Origin of the sequence: Metabacillus halosaccharovorans (genome assembly GCF_002019635.1) — a bacterium.
In the GTDB taxonomy this organism is placed as follows: domain Bacteria; phylum Bacillota; class Bacilli; order Bacillales; family Bacillaceae; genus Metabacillus; species Metabacillus halosaccharovorans.
Map to the genome: position 1 here is coordinate 539183 of NZ_KV917372.1, position 20014 is coordinate 559196.

22 protein-coding genes are annotated in these 20014 nt (G+C 33.9%); 10 read left to right on the plus strand and 12 right to left on the minus strand.

Features of this window, described 5'->3' with window-relative positions; all coding sequences use genetic code 11:
* Positions 1-10: 10 nt before the first annotated feature.
* Positions 11-1630: a putative polysaccharide biosynthesis protein gene (locus tag BK577_RS16905; RefSeq protein WP_078434032.1), complete on the plus strand. Its 1620-nt coding sequence runs from the start codon at positions 11-13 to the stop codon at positions 1628-1630.
* Between the two features lie 412 nt (positions 1631-2042).
* Here the strand turns inward: BK577_RS16905 and BK577_RS16910 are convergent, their stop codons facing one another.
* Positions 2043-2495, minus strand: a complete 453-nt coding sequence (locus BK577_RS16910) for an AraC family transcriptional regulator (RefSeq protein WP_078434033.1) — start codon at positions 2493-2495, stop codon at positions 2043-2045.
* 194 nt (positions 2496-2689) lie between these two features.
* On the opposite strand from BK577_RS16910, the gene BK577_RS16915 reads away from it, so the two are divergent.
* The 8 genes from BK577_RS16915 to xerS all read left to right on the plus strand — a co-directional run bounded on the left by BK577_RS16915 (position 2690) and on the right by xerS (position 10688).
* Positions 2690-3217 (plus strand): GNAT family N-acetyltransferase, encoded by a 528-nt coding sequence (locus tag BK577_RS16915; protein WP_078435299.1) that lies wholly within the window; start codon positions 2690-2692, stop codon positions 3215-3217.
* Positions 3218-3331: 114 nt separating this feature from the next.
* Entirely contained in the window at positions 3332-3802 is a 471-nt protein-coding gene (locus BK577_RS16920) for an NUDIX hydrolase (protein WP_078434034.1), read from the plus strand.
* A 378-nt stretch (positions 3803-4180) separates the two neighbouring features.
* On the plus strand, positions 4181-5494 hold the full coding sequence (locus BK577_RS16925) for an ABC transporter substrate-binding protein (RefSeq protein ID WP_139367375.1): 1314 nt from the start codon (positions 4181-4183) through the stop codon (positions 5492-5494).
* A gap of 105 nt (positions 5495-5599) precedes the next feature.
* Complete coding sequence (locus tag BK577_RS16930) at positions 5600-6490, plus strand: carbohydrate ABC transporter permease (protein WP_245823578.1); 891 nt, start codon at positions 5600-5602, stop codon at positions 6488-6490.
* A 2-nt stretch (positions 6491-6492) separates the two neighbouring features.
* Positions 6493-7329: a carbohydrate ABC transporter permease gene (locus BK577_RS16935; RefSeq protein ID WP_078434036.1), complete on the plus strand. Its 837-nt coding sequence runs from the start codon at positions 6493-6495 to the stop codon at positions 7327-7329.
* A gap of 30 nt (positions 7330-7359) precedes the next feature.
* The gene (locus tag BK577_RS16940; protein WP_245823536.1) at positions 7360-8325 is read left to right on the plus strand and encodes an AraC family transcriptional regulator; all 966 of its coding nucleotides are present in this window, start codon (positions 7360-7362) and stop codon (positions 8323-8325) included.
* Positions 8326-8601: 276 nt separating this feature from the next.
* Positions 8602-9294 (plus strand): copper homeostasis protein CutC, encoded by a 693-nt coding sequence (locus BK577_RS16945; protein ID WP_078434038.1) that lies wholly within the window; start codon positions 8602-8604, stop codon positions 9292-9294.
* A gap of 305 nt (positions 9295-9599) precedes the next feature.
* On the plus strand, positions 9600-10688 hold the full coding sequence (gene xerS, locus BK577_RS16950) for a tyrosine recombinase XerS (RefSeq protein ID WP_078434039.1): 1089 nt from the start codon (positions 9600-9602) through the stop codon (positions 10686-10688).
* Between the two features lie 152 nt (positions 10689-10840).
* Here the strand turns inward: xerS and BK577_RS16955 are convergent, their stop codons facing one another.
* The 8 genes from BK577_RS16955 to yeiL all read right to left on the minus strand — a co-directional run bounded on the left by BK577_RS16955 (position 10841) and on the right by yeiL (position 17090).
* Positions 10841-11890 (minus strand): anti sigma factor C-terminal domain-containing protein, encoded by a 1050-nt coding sequence (locus BK577_RS16955; RefSeq protein WP_078434040.1) that lies wholly within the window; start codon positions 11888-11890, stop codon positions 10841-10843.
* Entirely contained in the window at positions 11883-12392 is a 510-nt protein-coding gene (locus BK577_RS16960) for an RNA polymerase sigma factor (protein WP_078434041.1), read from the minus strand. Before BK577_RS16960 ends, BK577_RS16955 begins: the two co-directional genes overlap by 8 nt.
* A 207-nt stretch (positions 12393-12599) precedes the next feature.
* Positions 12600-12962, minus strand: coding sequence for a VOC family protein (locus tag BK577_RS16965; RefSeq protein WP_078434042.1), 363 nt, complete (start codon positions 12960-12962; stop codon positions 12600-12602).
* 83 nt (positions 12963-13045) lie between these two features.
* Complete coding sequence (locus BK577_RS16970; protein WP_078434043.1) at positions 13046-13747, minus strand: hypothetical protein; 702 nt, start codon at positions 13745-13747, stop codon at positions 13046-13048.
* Positions 13719-14255, minus strand: a complete 537-nt coding sequence (locus BK577_RS16975; RefSeq protein ID WP_078434044.1) for an RNA polymerase sigma factor — start codon at positions 14253-14255, stop codon at positions 13719-13721. The genes BK577_RS16970 and BK577_RS16975 overlap by 29 nt, the downstream gene beginning before the upstream one ends.
* Positions 14256-14523: 268 nt before the next feature.
* Positions 14524-15369, minus strand: coding sequence for a D-amino-acid transaminase (dat, locus tag BK577_RS16980; protein ID WP_078434045.1), 846 nt, complete (start codon positions 15367-15369; stop codon positions 14524-14526).
* A 94-nt stretch (positions 15370-15463) separates the two neighbouring features.
* On the minus strand, positions 15464-16309 hold the full coding sequence (locus BK577_RS16985) for an aldo/keto reductase (RefSeq protein WP_078434046.1): 846 nt from the start codon (positions 16307-16309) through the stop codon (positions 15464-15466).
* Positions 16310-16418: 109 nt separating this feature from the next.
* Positions 16419-17090, minus strand: a complete 672-nt coding sequence (gene yeiL, locus BK577_RS16990; RefSeq protein WP_078434047.1) for a transcriptional regulator YeiL — start codon at positions 17088-17090, stop codon at positions 16419-16421.
* Positions 17091-17169: 79 nt separating this feature from the next.
* Here yeiL and BK577_RS16995 point away from each other — a divergent pair, with 79 nt between their 5' ends.
* Positions 17170-18360: an MFS transporter gene (locus tag BK577_RS16995; protein ID WP_078434048.1), complete on the plus strand. Its 1191-nt coding sequence runs from the start codon at positions 17170-17172 to the stop codon at positions 18358-18360.
* A 51-nt stretch (positions 18361-18411) separates the two neighbouring features.
* Here the strand turns inward: BK577_RS16995 and BK577_RS17000 are convergent, their stop codons facing one another.
* The 3 genes from BK577_RS17000 to BK577_RS17010 form a co-directional block, all read right to left on the minus strand.
* Positions 18412-18675, minus strand: coding sequence for a hypothetical protein (locus tag BK577_RS17000; RefSeq protein ID WP_078434049.1), 264 nt, complete (start codon positions 18673-18675; stop codon positions 18412-18414).
* 129 nt (positions 18676-18804) lie between these two features.
* Positions 18805-19221 carry a VOC family protein gene (locus BK577_RS17005; RefSeq protein WP_078434050.1) on the minus strand — a complete coding sequence of 139 codons (417 nt, stop codon included), beginning with the start codon at positions 19219-19221 and terminating at the stop codon, positions 18805-18807.
* Positions 19222-19501: 280 nt separating this feature from the next.
* Positions 19502-19945, minus strand: coding sequence for an SRPBCC family protein (locus tag BK577_RS17010; RefSeq protein ID WP_078434051.1), 444 nt, complete (start codon positions 19943-19945; stop codon positions 19502-19504).
* Positions 19946-20014 lie beyond the last annotated feature (69 nt).

Genomic DNA, 20014 nt, shown 5'->3' on the forward strand with positions numbered 1-20014 from the left:
AGGTGCTTTTGTGGAAAACAAATTTTTAAGAGGAACTTTTTTCTTAACTGCAGCAACACTTATTTCAAAGGTGTTAGGGTTTATTTATATCATTCCCTTTACTGCGTTAGTTGGGATACATGGTTATGCATTATACCAGTATGCTTATAAACCTTATACGATTTTTTTAAGTATATCTACAATAGGATTACCCTTAGCGGTATCCAAATTTGTTTCTAAATGTAATGAGCAGGGGAATTATAAAGCAGGACTCACTCTATTGAGGTATGGAATGCTGCTTATGACGGTCAGTGGTATTATCTCTTTTACCATCCTTTATTCACTCGCTCCTAGCTTAGCCAGGGTATTATCAGATCCTGACAGCTTATCAGGGAATACTGTTGAAGATGTTGAGTATGTGATTCGCCTGGTCAGTTTTGCATTATTGATCATCCCGCCAATGAGCATTCTTAGGGGTTATTTTCAAGGAAGTCAATCCATGGGACCATCAGCTATTAGTACAGTTCTAGAACAGGTTGTCCGAATTATTTTTATTTTGGCTGGCGCATATACAGCTATACATATTCTGAATCAATCCATTAGAAATGCCGTAGGATTAGCAACCTTCGCAGCCTTTATTGGTGGAGTAGCAGGGTTTGCTGTCTTGATTGTCATACTCTTATCACGGAAAAAATTAATAAAAAAACAAATGGAAGAAAGCTCAATGAACGAGAATATAGCAATATTACCCATGTTTAAAGAATTAATTGGTTATTCGATACCATTTGTTGTAACCGGCTTAACCATTCCTATTTACCAGAACATAGATACATTCACAATAAACAAGTTATTTCGACTTATCGACTATACATTATTAGAAGCAGAGAAGATAAATTCAGTTATTGGCTTAACCCAAATTCTTATAATGGTACCAGTATCATTAGCTACAGCTTTCGGCATGTCATTAATTCCCGGTATAACATCATCTTTTACAAACGGAAAGTTCGGTGAGGTTCAACATAAGATTACCCGCACATTGCAAACTCTCATGTTTTTTATTTTACCTGCTGCAATAGGATTAACTATTCTTAGCAAACCTATATTTTTGATGATCTTTGGCAATAGAAATAGTCCTTATCTAGGTGGAGAGATTATGCAAGCTTATTCCATGGCATCTGTCGTTTTTGCTTTATTTACTGTTACAACAGCGATTATTCAGGGGTTAAATAAACAAAAGAAAGTCATGATCGGAATATTGATTGGAATCATCGTAAAAATAGTTTTAAATATTATTTTAATTCCTACTTTTAAAGAGGTGGGACCTGTTATAGCTACTTATTGTGGTTTAATCTTGTCTGTCTTGTATAATGTGTATTTTATTCAGAAAACCATTGGCTTTGACTACAGGACTTTGTTTAAAACATTGAAGCCTATTATTTTCCTTTCTGTGATCATGTCAATAGCTGTGATATCTGTGAAATTATTAACAGAAAATTGGCTTCTTGGGAGTCATAGTACATATGTCAATGCATGTATCGTTTCAATTGTAAGTATTGTGACTGGGGCGCTCGTGTACTTAGGGATAGGAGTGAAAAGCAATCTTTTGAATGATTTAGGAATAGCTAAGTATAGAAAATATAAAAAAGAGTAACAGAAGATTTTTAATCAGAGGCTGAACGAAGAATATTTATTATAATTGAGAATTATCTCTAAAAGCAAAAAGGTGATCTACACACATAATCAAATGATAGTTGAAAATGTGCAGTAGATCATAAGCTTTTAGCAGGAATGCCATTTCTTAAATCGAATTCAATTCCTCTTCAAAGTAAAAAGTATTTGGGTATTCTTTTAGCGTATAAGAATATCGCTTCATATTTGCGACGTAACTGCTATTGCTTATCGTTACAATTTCATTAGTAGCCTTAAGACGAACTTTTTCATTGACTTCATATTTATTTTGTTTATTTTTCACAACGTTCCAACTTTCTTTGTAAGAGATATTAATATTATCTCACAAAATAAGTTATTTAGTTTGAATAGAAGAAAATATTTTGCCATAATGACTATTTTGATTTTACAGGGACGCATATTTCACAATAAGGATTAGTATTTATATCACCAATGTATCTTTCCATAATGGGTTTGTTATCGATTTCAAACTCATTGTTTTGGATTGCTAAAAAAATATTTTCATATGCTTTTTGGATAGCTACTGCTGTATGATTGACTTGGTAAACAAGGTATTTTCCACCTGAAATTTCATTTTCACTAATTGTTTCATCTATCTCATAGTTTTCTGAGATCACAATACATGCGTCAAATCTGCAGTTTTCAGGTTGCGTGGTTTCAGGGTTGTCTTGTGGAATGCCGAACAGGATTGCTGATTCAAGAAGTTCATTTTCTCCAGCCCACCTTTTTAATTTCTCCATCACCTTTATGTTTTCGGGCCCATATGGACCAACTCTTCGTACATAAGCTACACGATAGTTTGGAATTGTTTCAGTTTTACATTTCATTTAGACATACTTCCCTTCATTGTTGATAGGTACATTTCGAATGTAGCATGCTTAAAAAATTATTTACACTTTATTTTTTAAAATTTTAGAAATTCTGTATAATATTGTTATTATTATTTCAAAAGCGGAAAAGCAGTAACAATTTAACACATTCACAGTCGAAACATACTACAGGGAGGATACTAGAGATGAAAATTTTTCCAAGATTAGAAACAGATAGATTAGTATTAAGAGAAATTTCAAGGGAAGATGCAGAGGGCATATTCGCTTGTTTTTCTAATGAAAATGTTATGAGATATTATGGTCAAGAAACGTTAAATAATCTAGAGCAAGCTGAAGCATTTGTCGAATTCTTTGCAAACAGTTATAAAGAGAAAAAAGGAATTCGTTGGGGAATTGAAAGAAAAGGAACACATGGAATAATCGGCACAATTGGATTTAATTCTTGGTCTCCAAAACATAAACGAGCAGAAATAGGATACGAAATACATCCAAAACAGTGGAGAAAGGGTTTCACTTCCGAATCAATCTTAAAAGTAATCCAATATGGTTTTGATGAATTAGGCCTTACTCGTATAGGAGCTGTTGTTTTTACAGAAAATGAAGCTTCTAATCAATTGCTTTCCAAAGTAGGATTTCAAAAAGAAGGGATTCTTAGGAATTATATGTATCAAAATGGAAAGCCACATGATACATATATTTATTCCTTAATAAGAAATTAGGCTAGCGGGTACATTTCAAAAAATCCTAGAGGACGATGGAGGCAATAAGTAGAATAATCTAATGTTAGAAGTGTAGGTGTGATCTTAACTATTTGGTAAGAGGATGAGAAAATAATGGATGCTACATTTAACATGGAAACAGCTGTATTTAATTATAGGGTAGCAGCAGTTATGATAGAAAAAAATCATGTGCTAGTGCACAAACAAGTAAATGGTCAACATTGGGCTTTACCAGGGGGAAGGGTAGAAGTACTAGAAGATTCACGAACAAGTATTACGAGAGAAATAAAAGAAGAGCTGGGGTTAGATATAATAGTAAATAATTTGCTGTGGTTTACTGAAAATTTTTTTGAATATAATCATAAAAATTTTCATGAAATAGGCTTATATTATGGAGTTTCATTTAAAAGTCAACCTAAATTTAGTAGCGAGGCTTTTTATGGGGATGAGGGTGAAAGACTAATTTACAAGTGGACTCCAATTGATGAACTGGGAGATCTAGTACTTTACCCTGAATTTCTTAAAAGCTCACTAAAAAAGTTACCAATGTCAACCGAGCATGTTGTTATCGGTAAAAATTTTTGAGTTTTAGACTTAGCTCCCTAGAGCTTTACTTGGTGTTAATCAATCGTGCAGAAAGAGATTGTATTTAGGAAGAGTTACAATTCTTCTAAATGATCTCTTCCTGCTTTTTATAGAATGATAAACTTATACAGCAACGAGAGTTAATTTTTCATAGAAAAAAACACAACGAGGATCAAGCATTGTTTTCAGGTTTTTACTATAATTAAAACAACTCTAAAATCATGAGGATGTAGCACATGGTTACTTCTAGCCGGAAGGAGGATAGAACTTTTATGCATTTTTAGAGTTATAAGAATTGTAAGCGTTAACATATTCTTGATGATTTATCAAAGGATGTATATCATTGTGCAAAAGTTAACCGCCAAGGAGGAATTTCAAGTGTCTTTCCACGAAAAAAAAGTATCTATTCTTGTCATTTTCGTTTTACTGGCAGGTTTAATGTCGGGTTGCAGTTTTACAGTAAATGGTGCGAATACGGGGGTTAAAGACGGGAAAATTCAGCTTCGAGTTACCTGGTGGGGATCTCAGGATCGCCATGATAAAACCTTAAGAGCTATACAATTATTTGAAAAAGAAAATCCGGATATACACGTTATTCCTGAATTTACAGGTTGGGACGGCTATTGGCAAAAATTAGCGACTGCAGCTGCAGGTAAAAACCTGCCTGACGTTATTCAAATGGATTATGCTAAATTAATGGAATATATTGATCGAGACCTTATTGTCGATATGAACTCATATGTTGAAACAGGTACACTTGATTTGAGTGATGTTGGTAAGGCGTATATTGAAGGAGGATATGTTGATGGTAAGCTTTACGCTGTTAATTTAGGCACGAATTCTCCAGCGATTGCGTATAATCCTGAAATGTTTAAAAAAGCGGGAATAGAAGAGTTTAAGCCCGGTTATACATGGGAGGACTTCGCTAAAATCTCCATGCAGCTCCAAGAAAAAATCGGGGAAGGTATGTATGGTGCAGGAGGAGTAGCAAATGTTCTGCCATGGTTTAACATTTATTTAAGACAACATGGCTTTGAAGTTTATAACAGTGATGGAACGGGACTAGGATATGAAAATGACAAATTACTCATAGACTTCCTTCAATATTGGGATGAGTTGTTAAAGGATGGCATCGCAGCACCTCCAAAGGTAACATCGGCAATACAAGGCCTTGAAGATGAGTTAATTGTTCATGAAAAGTCTCCTTTTCTTTGGTTTCACAGCAACCAAATTATTGCTTTACAGCAATCAGCCGGAAAGGATATTAAATTAGCTGTTTTCCCAAGCACTTCTGGTGGAAAAGAGGGACTCTATTTAAAGCCGTCTCAGTTCTTCTCAATCTCAAAAGATTCAAAACATAAAGAAGCGGCTGCTAAATTTGTTGATTTTATTACAAATGATATAGAAGCCAATGAATTACTTGCTGCCGAAAGAGGGGTCCCTATTTCAAAAAAAGTTCGGGAACATTTAAGACCAAAAATGAATGATGCAGGGAAAGAGATGTTCGACTATGTTGAACAAGTTGAATCCCATTCAAGTCCAATTTATCCACCTGAACCACCTGGATCAGGTGAAGTGGGTATATTGTTTGATCGAATCATAGAGCGATTAAATTATGGAAACATCAGTGTGGAAGAAGCGGCCACTCAATTTAGGGAAGAAGCGGAAGAAATATTAACTAAAAACAAATAAATATTTTTTAGACCGTTGGAGGTGTGAATATTGAAAGCGGATACAAACACAAAAGAGATATCGAATATTGAAGTAGTTACTCAACAACGTACAAAAGTCACTAATTTGAGGAAAAGTTTGAAAAAGGAATGTACAGCTCTTGCGTTTATTTCACCATGGTTACTTGGATTTCTTGTTTTTACAATTGGTCCAATGATTGCTTCACTCTATTTGTCTTTTACGGATTATGATATGTTAACAACTCCAAAATGGATTGGTCTCGAAAATTACATCAATATGTTTACAGAAGACCCGCGATTTTGGACCGCTCTTAAGGTAACGTTTACGTTTGTATTTATATCTGTGCCATTAAAGCTTGCGTTTGCTTTGTTTGTGGCGATGTTATTTGTAAAACCTCGGCGTGGAATCGGTGTTTACCGGGCTGTTTATTATGTCCCATCAATCGTAGGCGGAAGTGTAGCAGTCGCCGTTATGTGGAAGCAGCTGTTCGGTTTGGAGGGAGCAGTGAATGGCTTTCTTGGTTATTTTGGAATGGAAGGACCAAACTGGATTGCAGATCCGAACTATGCTTTGTGGACGTTAATACTTCTCGTTGTTTGGCAATTCGGCTCTCCAATGTTGATATTTTTAGCCGGACTGAAACAAATTCCAGTCGAACTTTATGAGGCTGCTGCAGTTGATGGTGCAACCAAATTTAGTCAATTTATAAGAATAACTCTCCCGATGCTGACGCCTGTCATCTTTTTTAACTTAGTCATGCAGGTAATTGGTGGTTTTATGACCTTTACGCAAAGCTTTTTAATTACTGCAGGTGGTCCACTCGACAAAACGTTATTTTATGCGGTGTATCTATATGAGAAAGGATTTACTTCTTTTCAAATGGGATATGCATCTGCAATGGCGTGGATTATGTTAATCATTGTAGCGATATTTACAGGATTGATCTTCAAGTCATCTTCTGCATGGGTTTATTATGAGTCGGAAGGCGGGAAGTAAAAATGAAAAAATCGACAAGAAGCTTTGTCTTTCACTTTTTCACAATAAGTATCGGTTTTGTCATGCTTTATCCAATTTTGTGGACATTGGCTAGTTCTTTAAAACCAGAATCAGAAGTATTCAAAAATGCAGCTTCCCTGATTCCTAACGCCCTGGAATGGGGAAATTATGTGCAAGGCTGGAAAGGTTTCGGAGGTATTACATTTGGCTCTTTCTTTTTAAACTCAGGACTTGTAACATTACTGGTAGTAATCGGTACACTATTCTCATCTTCATTAGTTGCTTTTGGATTTGCCCGTTTGGACTTCAAGTTTAAGCGTGTATTGTTTATCTGCTTGTTAGGAACAATTATGCTTCCGACACAAGTCACTTTAATCCCACAGTATGTTTTGTTCCACAATCTTGGATGGGTTAATACATATAATCCTTTAACGTTACCAGCTTTCTTTGGTGGTTCTGCGTTTTTCATTTTTTTAATGATCCAGTTTATTAAAGGTATTCCAAGAGAATTAGACGAGGCAGCCGTTATTGACGGATGCAGCACTTTCGGAATCTTTTACAGAATTATCCTGCCGTTGATGAAACCGACATTGGCAACCGTTGCTATTTTTTCTTTCTATTGGACATGGGACGATTTTATGGGACCATTAATTTATCTAAATGACCCGAATTTATTTACAGTATCTCTAGGCTTACGATTGTTTTCCGACCCATCATCTGTGACAGAATGGGGACCGTTGTTTGCAATGTCAATCGTTTCGTTGTTACCGGTGTTTATCATCTTTTTGTTCTTTCAAAAGTACCTCGTAGAAGGCATTTCGACAACCGGGCTAAAATAATCATTAGAAAGTGAGGCAGGAGAGGTAATGGTGAAAACATGTAATCTAGCTTTCTACCGAAATAGGGGCAATCCTAAATCAGATAATTTTGATTTCCATTCTCATTCGGATTTTGAAATTTATATGTTTCATGAAGGGAATTGCAACTATTTAATCAATAATACGGTTTATTATTTGCAACCAGGGGATATTATTCTGATGAATGGATTAACTCTTCACCGCGCGAATCCGTTGCCACCTGAACCATATGAACGAAGTGTTATTCATTTTTCTTCTGAATTGATTCAATCAAACGTAGACGTTCTTGACTTTCCTGAATTATTAAGCCCTTTCAATACCTTTAACAATTGCTTATTTCGTAATATACCGGGTGATCTGCTGTCACGCATTGAGAAGTTGATCGAAAAAATTGCAGATTTATATGAAGAGAGCAAGCAAACATCAATGATGTATGACATGGCATTAAACAACCGTTTTAGTGAGGCAAAAATGCAAACATTGGTGATTCAACTGTTATTTGAAATTTTCGAACTAAGTCAGACTCACTTAAATAGACTGATTCAAGTTGAATCTGAAAAGGCACAACATGTAAGAAGGATAATCTTGTGGATTGAACAGCATTATCATGAAAATGTAACATTGGACAGTATTGCGAAAAGCCTCATTATCAGTAAATATTATATGTCCCATATATTCAAAGAGGTAACTGGAGGAACCATTATAAAATACCTTATGGGATGCAGAATAAATCGAGCAAAAAGACTGTTGCAAACTGAACCAAAAAAGTCAATATCAGAAGTAGGGTTAGAAGCTGGATTCAAACACACTTCTCATTTTAGCAGAATCTTCTTAGAAAAGACTGGAATGACTCCATCAGATTATCGAATAAAATATTGTAAAACTCAACAATTATCTTCAGCAACAGAAAATACGTTTTATTTAAACGATAGAAAAGGGCAAAGTGAGAGAGTTTGCTCTACGATCGAATTAAATTAAAAAGATAATATCTAGATGGAATAAGGATTTTGGCTTACATTATTAGCATTTTCGATCGCAACCATGCATTGTACTGCCCCCCAATTATTAGACACAATCGAACAATTGGGGGGCAGTGATTCTGCTCTCGGTTTAAACTATACACACTATACTATTAAAATAACAATGGTACATCAGCTAATATAAAAGCTGACTATTAACATTTCTGGTTTATTTCGAAGACAGAGAAATATAGAGAAATGCCGATAGTCAGCTAAAAGAAAGGACTGAATAAACGTGATTTTAGAAGTAATTGCGATTTCTTTAACAGATGCAAAAGACGCACAAGAAGCTGGAGCAGATAGAATTGAACTGGTCACAGGAATAGGTGAAGGTGGATTGACACCGAGCTATGGGATGATCGAGCAGGTTTGTGGCGAAATAAACATACCGGTAAATGTGATGATCCGTCCGCACAGCCGCTCATTCGACTACAATCGTGATGATGAAAAAACAATGGTAAAAGATATTCAAGTATGCAAAAAGCTTGGGGCAAGTGGAATTGTCATCGGTGCACTTACTGAAGACCGTTCTATTAATCAAGAGACATTAAATCGACTGATTGACGCATCAGATGGGTTGGATATTACATTCCACCGTGCATTTGATGAAGTGCTAGATCCCATTAGATCTTTAGAAATTTTAATGTCCTATAAAGAAATATCACGAATTTTAACGTCAGGTGGAAAGAATAAAGTCCCTGATGCTATTATAGAAATTCAATCATTAATACAACGATCTGCTAACTCTCATATTGAAATAATGCCAGGATCTGGTTTGACACCTGGTAACTTATCGCAATTTATGGATCAAGTCAATATCTCTGAAGTTCACTTTGGATCAGGAGTTCGGCATCAATTAAGTTTTTCAGAATTTATTGATCCAAATAAAATTAAAAGCATAAAAGAAATAATGAAATCCTTCACATAAATAATGTAATCATTACGGAAATATTATTCTTTACATAAAATCCATGGTAGGCATAGATATTGGATGTACTAACATAACAATTCTTAGATTAGATGGAAAAACCTAAAATACCCAGTCTGAATAATACAAGAGGAGAAGACGGACCTGAAGTTGTTAACGAAAAAATGGCTTATTTAGTAAGAATTGATATCACTGTTTTGATGTCTAATGATTTCAAAAACATTATTACGTAAAATATAAATTTGACGTAATAAACATTGCAATTTATAATGAAAGTATCGAAAAATCGTCTCGAGGTGTATTTTATGGCTTCAGAATCACAGCAACAGCATTATAAAAAATTACAAGTGCTGCTCAAAGAATTACCTTGGTATGTTGAAGAATACATTGATCATAAACGCAGAAAGCTTTCCGCAGCATCTTTGCTTAATTACTGCCATGATTATAGGATTTTCTTCAATTGGATCATGTCTGAGCAACTATACACTGGCAATCTAAAAGATATTCCATTAGAACTGTTAGAAACATTAACCGTTCAGCAAGTTGAAAGCTTTTTATACGTATTACAGTACGAACTACATAACAAAGAAATTACCGTCAATCGTAAATTATCAGCTTTAAAGTCCCTATTTAACTACCTGCAAAACATCGCTGAAACTCGTGATCTTAAGCCATATATCCAGCGAAATGTTATGGCAAAAATAGAGTTTAATGAGCTAAAAGACAGCATGGAAACAATCGCAAACAAAATTGAAGGAAAAATTCTCCTTGGTGATGAATATGAAAAGTTCCGCCGGTTTATTGCTCATGATTATGGCGAATTAACTAAGGAAAATAAAAAGCTATTTAACTTTTACCAACTAAATCAAGAACGCGATACGGCCATTGTTTCCTTGATATTAGGCTCAGGACTACGATTATCAGAGGTTGTAAATCTGGACCTAGATGACATAGATTTCAGCAAGTATACAGCACGAGTAATCCGTAAAGGAAATAAAGAACAATTCGTTTTCTTCAGTAAAATTGCCATGGATGATCTTCAGGAATATTTAAAAATTAGAGAAAATCGCTATAAAGTCGAAAAAAACAACAAAGCCTTATTTGTAGCAGCTCCGATGGGTCCAAAAGGAAAATCCAGACGCCTAACAGCAAGATCAATTGAGAAACTGATTGAAAAATATGCTGCAGCATTCGGAAAACCATCGTTATCTGTACACAAATTAAGGCATTCATTTGCTACAAGATATCACTCAGAAATCAACGATGTACCAAAGTTACGACGCCAACTGGGGCATTCGTCAATTCAAACAACAATGATATATACGCATATACGTAATGATGATTTAAAAAGTGCTGTGGATCGAATGGATATGCCTAAGGACCACATAGATTAAAGTGGTCTTTTGGCATAATTTTTTATTCTAGTTAACATAATATATATTATACAAAGTTAATTCAAAATGATAAAATCTATCTCAAAAACTAAGATTACTTAAGTAATTGAGACAGAATAAATTTTTAGCATTTATAAAGATATTCAATAAACTTATTTATTCGGAACAATTGTAACACCTAATTCTGCAGCACGAATTTCTTTTACATTTATAAGCTCTGTTAATTCGCTCGCACTACCAGTAACAACAACACCTAAAACCTTGATATCTTGAGGAGAAATATTCGAATGTTCTCCTTTTAGATACCTATATATACGTTCATATTCTCCATAATATTTTCCACCTTCATTATTTAAACCTGCTTTAATAGATTCGATAAATCTCTCTTCATTTTTTTCCGATTCATCTTCATTAGTAAAAATGTGATCAAAACCATATATATATGTAGATATCTCCGGCAAACTAGGTATTACTTCTGTTTTATCACTTTTTTCAATCGTTACCTCCCCCCCTTTTAAACGCTCTAAATCTGTGTATGTATCAGCCCAATACCACTTTAATGTTACGTTATTTGGTAAGAATTCTCGAACTTCATTAGGTGTATAGCTTTGGTCAAATGATAGTCCCATCTCCATTAATGTTTCACTTGGGTAGTCCTTAAGATTAATAAGATCATTTCTTACATAATCATAATCTACACTTGGGTGATAAAATTGCATCATTCTTTGTTTTGTTTCTTCATCATAAGACCTATTTTGCCCATCTCTCCTATCAGCAATTTGAAACTGTCGATCTCCCTCTACACTTCTTACTCCTCCAAATATACTGTAATTAAACACTTGATCACCCCAATTAACTGGTGTTCCTTCTATTTCTTTGTATCTATTGTAGGATATTGTGCCATTGAACAAATCTCTTCCTATAAATTCCGGACCTAACTCCTCTACGTTTGGACGGGTAATTTGATTAAAAAGTTCAACATCTTTCATTGCCTTTTCTTGATTCCATCTTATAAGCGAAAGCCAACTAAATCCTAAAACCACAAATAGTATTAAAACAACTATAAACGTGATACAAATGGTTCGAAGAGTACTGATTAGCTTTGCTTTTTTCACTATTTTATCGTAGGTTTTGTTTGAATTATTTTCATTAAACAGATCATTAAGCTCCTGCTCTTTGTTAGTATTCTCTTTATCATTCATATTTTTCTAACTCCCTTCTATATATTTCTTTAAACGCTTCTCTCGCCCTGTACAAATATGTTTTTAATGTTCCTGGATTAAGATCCAGCATTTCAGCAATTTCCTCGTAGCTTAGCTCCATATCATATTTCATGACTAATAGTTGTTTATACAGGGGCTTTAATTGATCAAGTATGATTTGAATATCGTTTCTTAGTTCTTTGTTATGAATATAATCTTCCGGTAATGGTGCTTCATCAACTAATTCATAATTTTCGAACGATATTTGTATTTGTTTTTTCTGCTTCCGGCAAAGATCGTAATAACGATTAATTGCAACGCGAAATAGCCAACTAAACACTTTACTTGTATCCACAGAGTCCATGTACAACAAAAATTTGTACAATGCATCCTGTACAATATCTTCAGCATCTCGAGGGTTTGCTCCAATCTTGATTAAATACTTAAATATAATGTCTGATTTATTACGTAATAATTTGTGCAGATCTGCTTCCTCAATCAATAACTCCCCTCCTTCCGCTTATATAACGTATATAAGCTAAGAAAGTTAACATAAAAAAGAATTATTTTTCAATTAATAGTTAAAAGTCTGATACTTATGAAGTTCAAAATGATATAAAACCACATTAAAAATCACATACAAAAGAGCTTAGAAATTTTCCTAAGCTCTTTGTCATTTATCTTTATCTCAAAACCGAATGATAAATATCTACACTTCTTGAATCATTTCCACTCTGTTTCCAAAAGGGTCTCTGAACTCAAAACGATCAAAACCTGGGATCGGGACTCCTTCAATTATCTGAATTTTATTTTGTTCTAACACATTTCTCCAGTATGATATATCCTCCACTTGATAAGCTAAATGGGCTTTTGTTTGTAAACGGTCAAAACCATCTTCTGTACCTATATGTACATCTCTATCTCCGACTTTTAACCAAAATCCTCCACGCCCCTTTAGTGATTCGGGCTTCTCCCTCTCAGGTAAACCGAGAATTTCACAGTAGAAATTTCTTCCCACTTTTTCAGCCCCTTTTGGTATGGTTATTTGAGCATGATGTAAACCTAGAATCATAGAATCTCCCCCAATATCATATACTTTTCTTTTACCAATAGCATAAAAATAAAATTGACCTTTTCAGAAATGTAATGATCTAACTATTCCACTTTAAAATCAATACTATATTTATCACTTAATGACTGTTTTACGTCATTCGATATATCATATTGTAATGTTATGTTACCCTTATCGTATTTATATTGCTTAAATATGTTCTTTTCAGCGATGATCCAGTCTGATTCTTCTTTGTGAAATATAACATATAAATATCTTTTATAATTCTTTTCCGCTTCAACAGCTACATCCTCCACTGAATATAAGATAACAGTCCGATGATCAGCAAATAATGGCTTAAGTTTCTCTATAACAATTGGTCCTTTTTGGGCAGCTGTCTCATTCAAAGAATCATCAGTTAATGTAATTGAGCTTTCCTTTCCTAAAGTTCCAAGATACGTCTCATAGTCACCTATATTAAAAGCGGATATATGTTCTCTATATGATGCTTCAATTTCAGCAACAGTTTGCTCGCTTTCGATTTCACTGAGCAATTTACTATTCTTCATTCGAGATCCACTTGCCAGAAATGGTGCAAGCACTAGAAGGAAAATTAAACATAAACATACACCAGCTAGTGTCATTCTAAATGCTTTATATCTATATTTTTTTCGACGATGATTTGATTGACGAGAAATATTGCTCTGAATTTGATCTTTAAGTAAAGCTTTTCTGTCGTTGCTCCAGATAATTTCATTGTTTAACTTATGTAACTTTTTATCTAGTGAAAGACGTGATTTCTTCATAGTCTTCCTCCTTTAACAACAACTTCTCAAGATTCTTGTTTGCTCTGTGTAAGGTTGTCTTAACCTTTGATTCAGTCCAATTTAATATCTCTGCTGTTTCTCTTATAGAGAATCCCTGAACCTTTCTTAAAAGGATCACTTGTTTTTGAGCCACTTTTAATCCATTTAAGGCATCTAACAAACGTTTACTTTCTTCTTTCACTTCAACGATCTTTTCCGCAGAAGGATAAACCTTAGTTTCTTTTGAAAGTCCATTTAGTAATCTTCTTATCTTTGATTCTTTTCTAAAGAAATCCATTGTACAATTGTGGGCTATTCGAAACAAAAAATTTCTCACCTTATTTTTATCATTTATATGTATCTGATATTGATATGCCTTTAAAAATGTCTCTTGCAGTATATCTTCTGCAGTTTGCGACTCCTGCACCATAGAGAATATATATTTAAAAAGTGATACGCTATATTCTTCATACCACCACATGAATTCATCTTCATCTGTACACTTCATCAAAACACCCTCCGCGGATTACTTGCTAGCTAGACGTATCGTTCGTTTGCGTTCTGACACTTCCAAAATTTAGCACCTTCTTAAAATACCATATAATTACATTCTTTTAAACAAACATTGTATTTATATTTACAGAGAATTAGAGAAAAGCTTTAGCATATGATGTTTTTATAAAATAACAGTTGATTATTCAAGGAAGAAATATACCGTATTTAAGTTATTCAATAAAAAAATCCCGATTTATTAAATAAATCAGGATAAATGTATATTATAACTGTTTGATTTTTTCCTCATACTTCGTTTGAATTAACTTCGTCATCTCACCAGGTTTACCGTGACCAATAAGACTTTTACCTTTAATTTCAATAATCGGAGTTATTTCAGAAACTGTTGCTGATGTAAACACTTCATCACTACTTAATAAGAAGTCTACTGTTATCGTGGTTTCTTCAACCTCAATCCCAAGTTCTTTTGCTATTTCAAGAATCGTAAGTCTAGTAATTCCGTTTAATATAAGATTATTTGCTGGAGATGTATATAATTTATTATGTTTATAGACAAATACATTTGAGACACTACCTTCTGTTACAATATCTCCTCTATGTAATATCGCTTCAAATGCACCGTCTTTATTTGCTTTTGTTTTCGCTAATACACTTCCAAGTAAATTTAAGCTTTTAATATCACATTTTGTCCATCTTTCATCCTCGTGTAAAATGGCAGAGGCACCTTTCTCCATTAGTTCGAGTGGTCTTTTCGCCTCTTCAACATAAGCAACTAAATGGGGTTTTAGTTCTTCTTTATTATAAATATGGCTTCTTGGTGCAGTACCTCTCGTTAATTGTGTATACACATATCCGTTTTCTATAGAGTTTCGATTCAATAGTTCTTCAAACATCGACTCCAGCTGCTCTAAATCCAGTGCTGAATCGATATCAATTTTTCTGGCACTTTCGATATAACGGATTAAATGCTCTTTTAATTTAAAGTACTTTTTATTGTAAAATCGAATTACTTCATATACTCCGTCTCCAAATTGATAACCACGATCATAGATTGATAGTTTGACTTCATTTTCATCCAAGAACTGATCATTTACTAAAAACTTCTTCATCTTATCCACCGCTTTCTTAAAAACTGAAAATATTTATGATAAAAGCACATCTCGCCATAATGAAATGTGCTCATTCTGTATATAATAAGCTAGTTTAAAATTCTTCATATGTTGCAGGATCTTGATTATTCAATCTGCCATCAGTTCGAGACATTGAGGAGATTTGGGCCATTTCTTCTTCATTCAGGTTAAAATCAAATATTGAAATGTTCTCCAGTTGTCTTTCAGGGGAAGCGGATTTAGGAATTGATATAGCTCCTACTTGATAATGCCAACGTAATATGACTTGTGAAACAGTCTTCTTATGAGTATCTGCAATATGCTGTAATGTGCTAATCTCCAGTACATCATTTGCACGGGCTAACGGACTCCATGACTGTGTAGCTACCTGATGATTTTCATGCCACTTTCTTTGCTCCGCTTGATTAAAAAATGGATGTAATTCAATTTGATTCAAACTAGGTTTCACACCCGTTTCCTGTTCAAGACGTTCCATATGTTCAGGTAGAAAATTACATACACCGATTGAGCGGATAAGACCTTGTTTTTGTGCGTCAATTAGCGCTTGCCACGCTTCCACATAGTGATTTTGCTTCGGGTTCGGCCAATGAATAAGGTAAATATCGTAATAATCCAAATTCGCACGAAATAGTGATTCTTGAATCGCGATCATGGCTTTTTCATACTCTTGATATCTTCCTGGCAGCTTAGACGTAATAATTAATTCTTCTCTTGAAACAGAACTTCGTCTAACCGCTTCACCTACTGTACCTTCGTTTTCATAATTGTAAGCGGAATCTAGCAAACGATATCCTACTTCATCAATGGCATATTGGATCGATTGAACTCCTTGATTCCCTTTTAAATTATATGTACCTAAACCAACAACAGGTATCGTTAATCCATCATGTAACGTTATTTCAGGAATTAATTTGTCCATTTTATTCCTCTCCCTTCGTATTTTAGGTTACCATAATTTTGCATCTTTTTCATAGATTAAATGTTCTATATCATACTGTAATGAAACAATGATGAACATATCTACATTTTTATTTATTCCACAGCATCTCAGCTAATTCATACAATGAGCTTTGCTGTTTTATCCGATAGTAACGACCCTCTTTTTGTATATAACCCTTTTTGGAAAATTGTGAAACAACATGCATTAAGTGCCGATAAGATACACCCAAAAACTCACAAACTGTTACATGCTTCTCTTTATAAATACCATCGTCAGAAGTCTGTAAAATAAATTCAGCCAAACGATTTTCAAGTGGAAAAGATAAACTTTGTGAATACTTAGAAGCCATATTCGTTGCTTTCATACTTAAAAATTTAGTTAATTCCCTAAGAAAAACCACATCTTCTAATAATGTCTCACGACAGCTATGAAAAGGAATAGCAAAACATCTTGTCTGTGTAGAAGCTTGAATCCCTTTTGTATAATAAACATCATTTAATAATTCCATTTCTCCAATATAATCATTAGCATTGATAAAATTGATTAAAGAGACTTTTCCGTTTTGATGTGTGACATATATCTTTGCTTTTCCTTCAATTACATAAAATAAATAAAATGGTCTTTTTCCTTCTTGAATAATCCATTCATCCCGTTCATATTCATGTACTTCAACAAATTCTTCAATTGGGAACGAAAATAACTGGTTAATCGAATGATCTTTTATAAATCTTTGTTTTTTCTCATTTTTATAAATTTCCATTATACACCCCAAAATATGAGATATCTCCTATTATGTTACGCAAAGATATTATATCATCCAATTAAAGGAGAGAGATAGAATGAATACACAACACTGGATGAGCAGGCAATATTTTAGTTTTTTTGTAACATGGGGGATCTTCCTACCCTATTGGACAGGATGGATGATCTCTGCAAAAGGAATGACGATTTCACAGGCTGGTTTGATCATGAGTTTAGGACTTGTTGTAAGAGGCGTTTCAACATTATTTATTTTCCCTTATTTATCAGAAAAGCTAAATAATAAAACAATTTTAAATGGTACAGCAATCGGCACTCTCGTAGCTCTTATCTGCTGTATCCCGGCGAATTCGTTTTCTAGTTTACTTATTGCAACCCTTGTATTGCATATTTTTTACCCAACATTGATGCCTGCATTAGATAGTACCGCTGGCGTACTTTTGCAAAGAAAGCAATTAAAAAACTATGGGAAGAGTAGATTATGGGGCTCTATTGGATTTGTCGTTGCCGGTATCACCTTAACATTCTTTACCGGCTCTTTAGGTGATGAGGTGATATTATGGGCATTGTTAGTTGGAATAGCAGCATTTCTAATCCTTGGGTTTATGGAAACTCCAAAAGTTTTATTAGAAAAGCCTCAAAAGGATCCTTCCATAAAAGAGAGCATAATAGATTTGTTTCGGAGCAGTCACTTTGGAGTAGTACTTGCCATTGTTATATTAATACAAGCTGCACATGCTTCTTATTACAACTATGGTTATATATATTTACAAGAAATTCATGTACCAAAATATCTCATTGGATCCATTATTAACATTGCCGTACTCGCGGAAATCATTTTCTTCTCAATAGCAGATAAGTTCTTTCATAAATATTCGGTTAGTACTTTACTAACATTAGCGGCATTGGGATCAACCATACGCTGGATCATCGTGTTCAGCTTTCCAAATGTGATGATGTTTAGTATTTCACAACTATTACATGCATGTTCATTCGCGATGGCTCATTATGCTTTTATGAAATACTTAATAAAAAATATCCCAAATAGACAGATACCAAAAGCACAAGGATTATACTCTGCATTGGCACTTAGTTGGAGCACTGCAGTCTTTACGATTTTCGGAAGCTATTTATACGAAATAGAGCCAAGATTTGCATTTATTGGTATGGTTTTAAGCACCATTCCAGCACTTGTCCTCATATTTTTTTATCGAAAAGTTGAACACAAAAAACAATCTGAAGTTCCTATATCGAGATACGTAAATGAATGAAATGTTATGAAAACTTGAAGAAAAAAGAAGCCTTTTGATTTGAGGCTTTTTTTATTTGGTGTTATGATCTTTTCCTTTACCTTTTGCTTCCCTCTCATTACCCCTTTTAAAATTACCTGTAATCTTGGCCATCACTAATTGTACATCTTTTTCATTTTCTGCTTCGTTAACTTTCCTTAAAAACTTCTCCGCTTCTTTCCCTTTTAAGATTTTTACTTGGCTCCCATAGTACTCTAAAAAAATGGTCTTATCTTTATTGACTCGGTAACTAAAAGGAGTTTGATCTAATTGATTTCTTTTATCAATTCCACCCATTTTACACACCTATTCTATTAGTTTTTACGCAACCTGCTCTTTGATTAATATTTCTTAAAAAAAGATGATATCTACCAAGACATCATCTTTTTTAAGAAATGATCTTAACTAGTAATCTATCCTTAATGTTTACCCTTGATTCATAGCACTTTCATCCATATAAACGACTTCCCAAATGTGACCGTCTAAGTCCTGGAAACCCCACCCATACATAAATCCATGATCTTGTGGGTCATTTGAGATTTTACCTCCTGAAGCTACAGCCTTATTTACCAACTCATCAACTTGCTCTCTACTATCAGCTGATAAACATAAAATTGCTTCAGCAGAAGTGGTAGAGTCCACGATTTCCTTCTTACTAAACTCTTTAAAACGATCCTCAGTCATGATCAAGGCAAAGATATTGTCACTGATAATCATACTTGCTGTGTTATCAGTGGTGAATTGGGCGTTGAATTCAAAACCTAACGAACGGAAGAAGCTAGTTGAATTTTTTACATCTTTCACTGGTAGATTGATAAAGATATTCTTGGACTGAAATGCCATTTTTATCACCTCAAGGTAAGATTAAGACGTGCAAAGTAATCTATCAAAAATAGTTTGATAGATTCATAGTAGGAAACTGAAAAGGATTAAGGATATAGAAACGTTTTTAGATAAACTACCTTTAAAATCTCCGCTCCCTAAGCGCATATCTATATACAGTATTCGACTACCATAATTAAATTCCTTTAATTATTATTCTCCATTACGATTCTTTTTTTGTAACTTCTATTTCATGATTTACCTTTATTAATAAAAAATCTATTTTTAGAAAAGTATCTAATTAATGGATTAAAGACGCTCTCATATTATTAATATCATTTTCAACATAGCATTTTAAACAGGAAAGCATATATACCCAGCCTTCTTTTTGTCCCATCATTTTATTAACTACTTCAGGGTCTTCTTCTTTCAAACCGGATTCGCTAACCTCAATAATCGTACTTCCATTATCCGATTCTTTCAGTATTATTGTTACGAACGTTTCTTCGTTGTGTTCCTCGCCCCATGAAAAAGCAATTTTCTTATTTTCTTTAAGCTCTAACACATTTATTACTCCTTCTGCATGATATTCATCATATTTTAATATAACCTCCTTGCCTCGTTCCCACCTTTGGGAACTTGATGAAAACCAAAAGTTGCCGATTTTCTCCGGATCTACTATTGCTTCAAATACCACATTAGTTGGTTTAAGTATTTTCATTTTTGCAGTAACTTCTGTATTCATTAACATCACACCTTTTCTTTATTTATGTTCTAGGGATCGGTCATCTAAAAATTCTTTTTATTTCTTTAA

Coding starts and splice junctions, on each gene's coding strand:
- BK577_RS16910 (WP_078434033.1), bottom strand. CDS start 2,495: ATGAAATGTAAAACTGAAACAATTCCAAACTATCGTGTAGCTTATGTA.
- BK577_RS16920 (WP_078434034.1), top strand. CDS start 3,332: ATGGATGCTACATTTAACATGGAAACAGCTGTATTTAATTATAGGGTA.
- BK577_RS16935 (WP_078434036.1), top strand. CDS start 6,493: ATGAAAAAATCGACAAGAAGCTTTGTCTTTCACTTTTTCACAATAAGT.
- xerS (WP_078434039.1), top strand. CDS start 9,600: ATGGCTTCAGAATCACAGCAACAGCATTATAAAAAATTACAAGTGCTG.
- BK577_RS16955 (WP_078434040.1), bottom strand. CDS start 11,890: ATGAATGATAAAGAGAATACTAACAAAGAGCAGGAGCTTAATGATCTG.
- BK577_RS16965 (WP_078434042.1), bottom strand. CDS start 12,962: ATGATTCTAGGTTTACATCATGCTCAAATAACCATACCAAAAGGGGCT.
- BK577_RS16970 (WP_078434043.1), bottom strand. CDS start 13,747: ATGAAGAAATCACGTCTTTCACTAGATAAAAAGTTACATAAGTTAAAC.
- BK577_RS16975 (WP_078434044.1), bottom strand. CDS start 14,255: ATGAAGTGTACAGATGAAGATGAATTCATGTGGTGGTATGAAGAATAT.
- dat (WP_078434045.1), bottom strand. CDS start 15,369: ATGAAGAAGTTTTTAGTAAATGATCAGTTCTTGGATGAAAATGAAGTC.
- BK577_RS16985 (WP_078434046.1), bottom strand. CDS start 16,309: ATGGACAAATTAATTCCTGAAATAACGTTACATGATGGATTAACGATA.
- yeiL (WP_078434047.1), bottom strand. CDS start 17,090: ATGGAAATTTATAAAAATGAGAAAAAACAAAGATTTATAAAAGATCAT.
- BK577_RS16995 (WP_078434048.1), top strand. CDS start 17,170: ATGAATACACAACACTGGATGAGCAGGCAATATTTTAGTTTTTTTGTA.
- BK577_RS17000 (WP_078434049.1), bottom strand. CDS start 18,675: ATGGGTGGAATTGATAAAAGAAATCAATTAGATCAAACTCCTTTTAGT.
- BK577_RS17005 (WP_078434050.1), bottom strand. CDS start 19,221: ATGGCATTTCAGTCCAAGAATATCTTTATCAATCTACCAGTGAAAGAT.
- BK577_RS17010 (WP_078434051.1), bottom strand. CDS start 19,945: ATGAATACAGAAGTTACTGCAAAAATGAAAATACTTAAACCAACTAAT.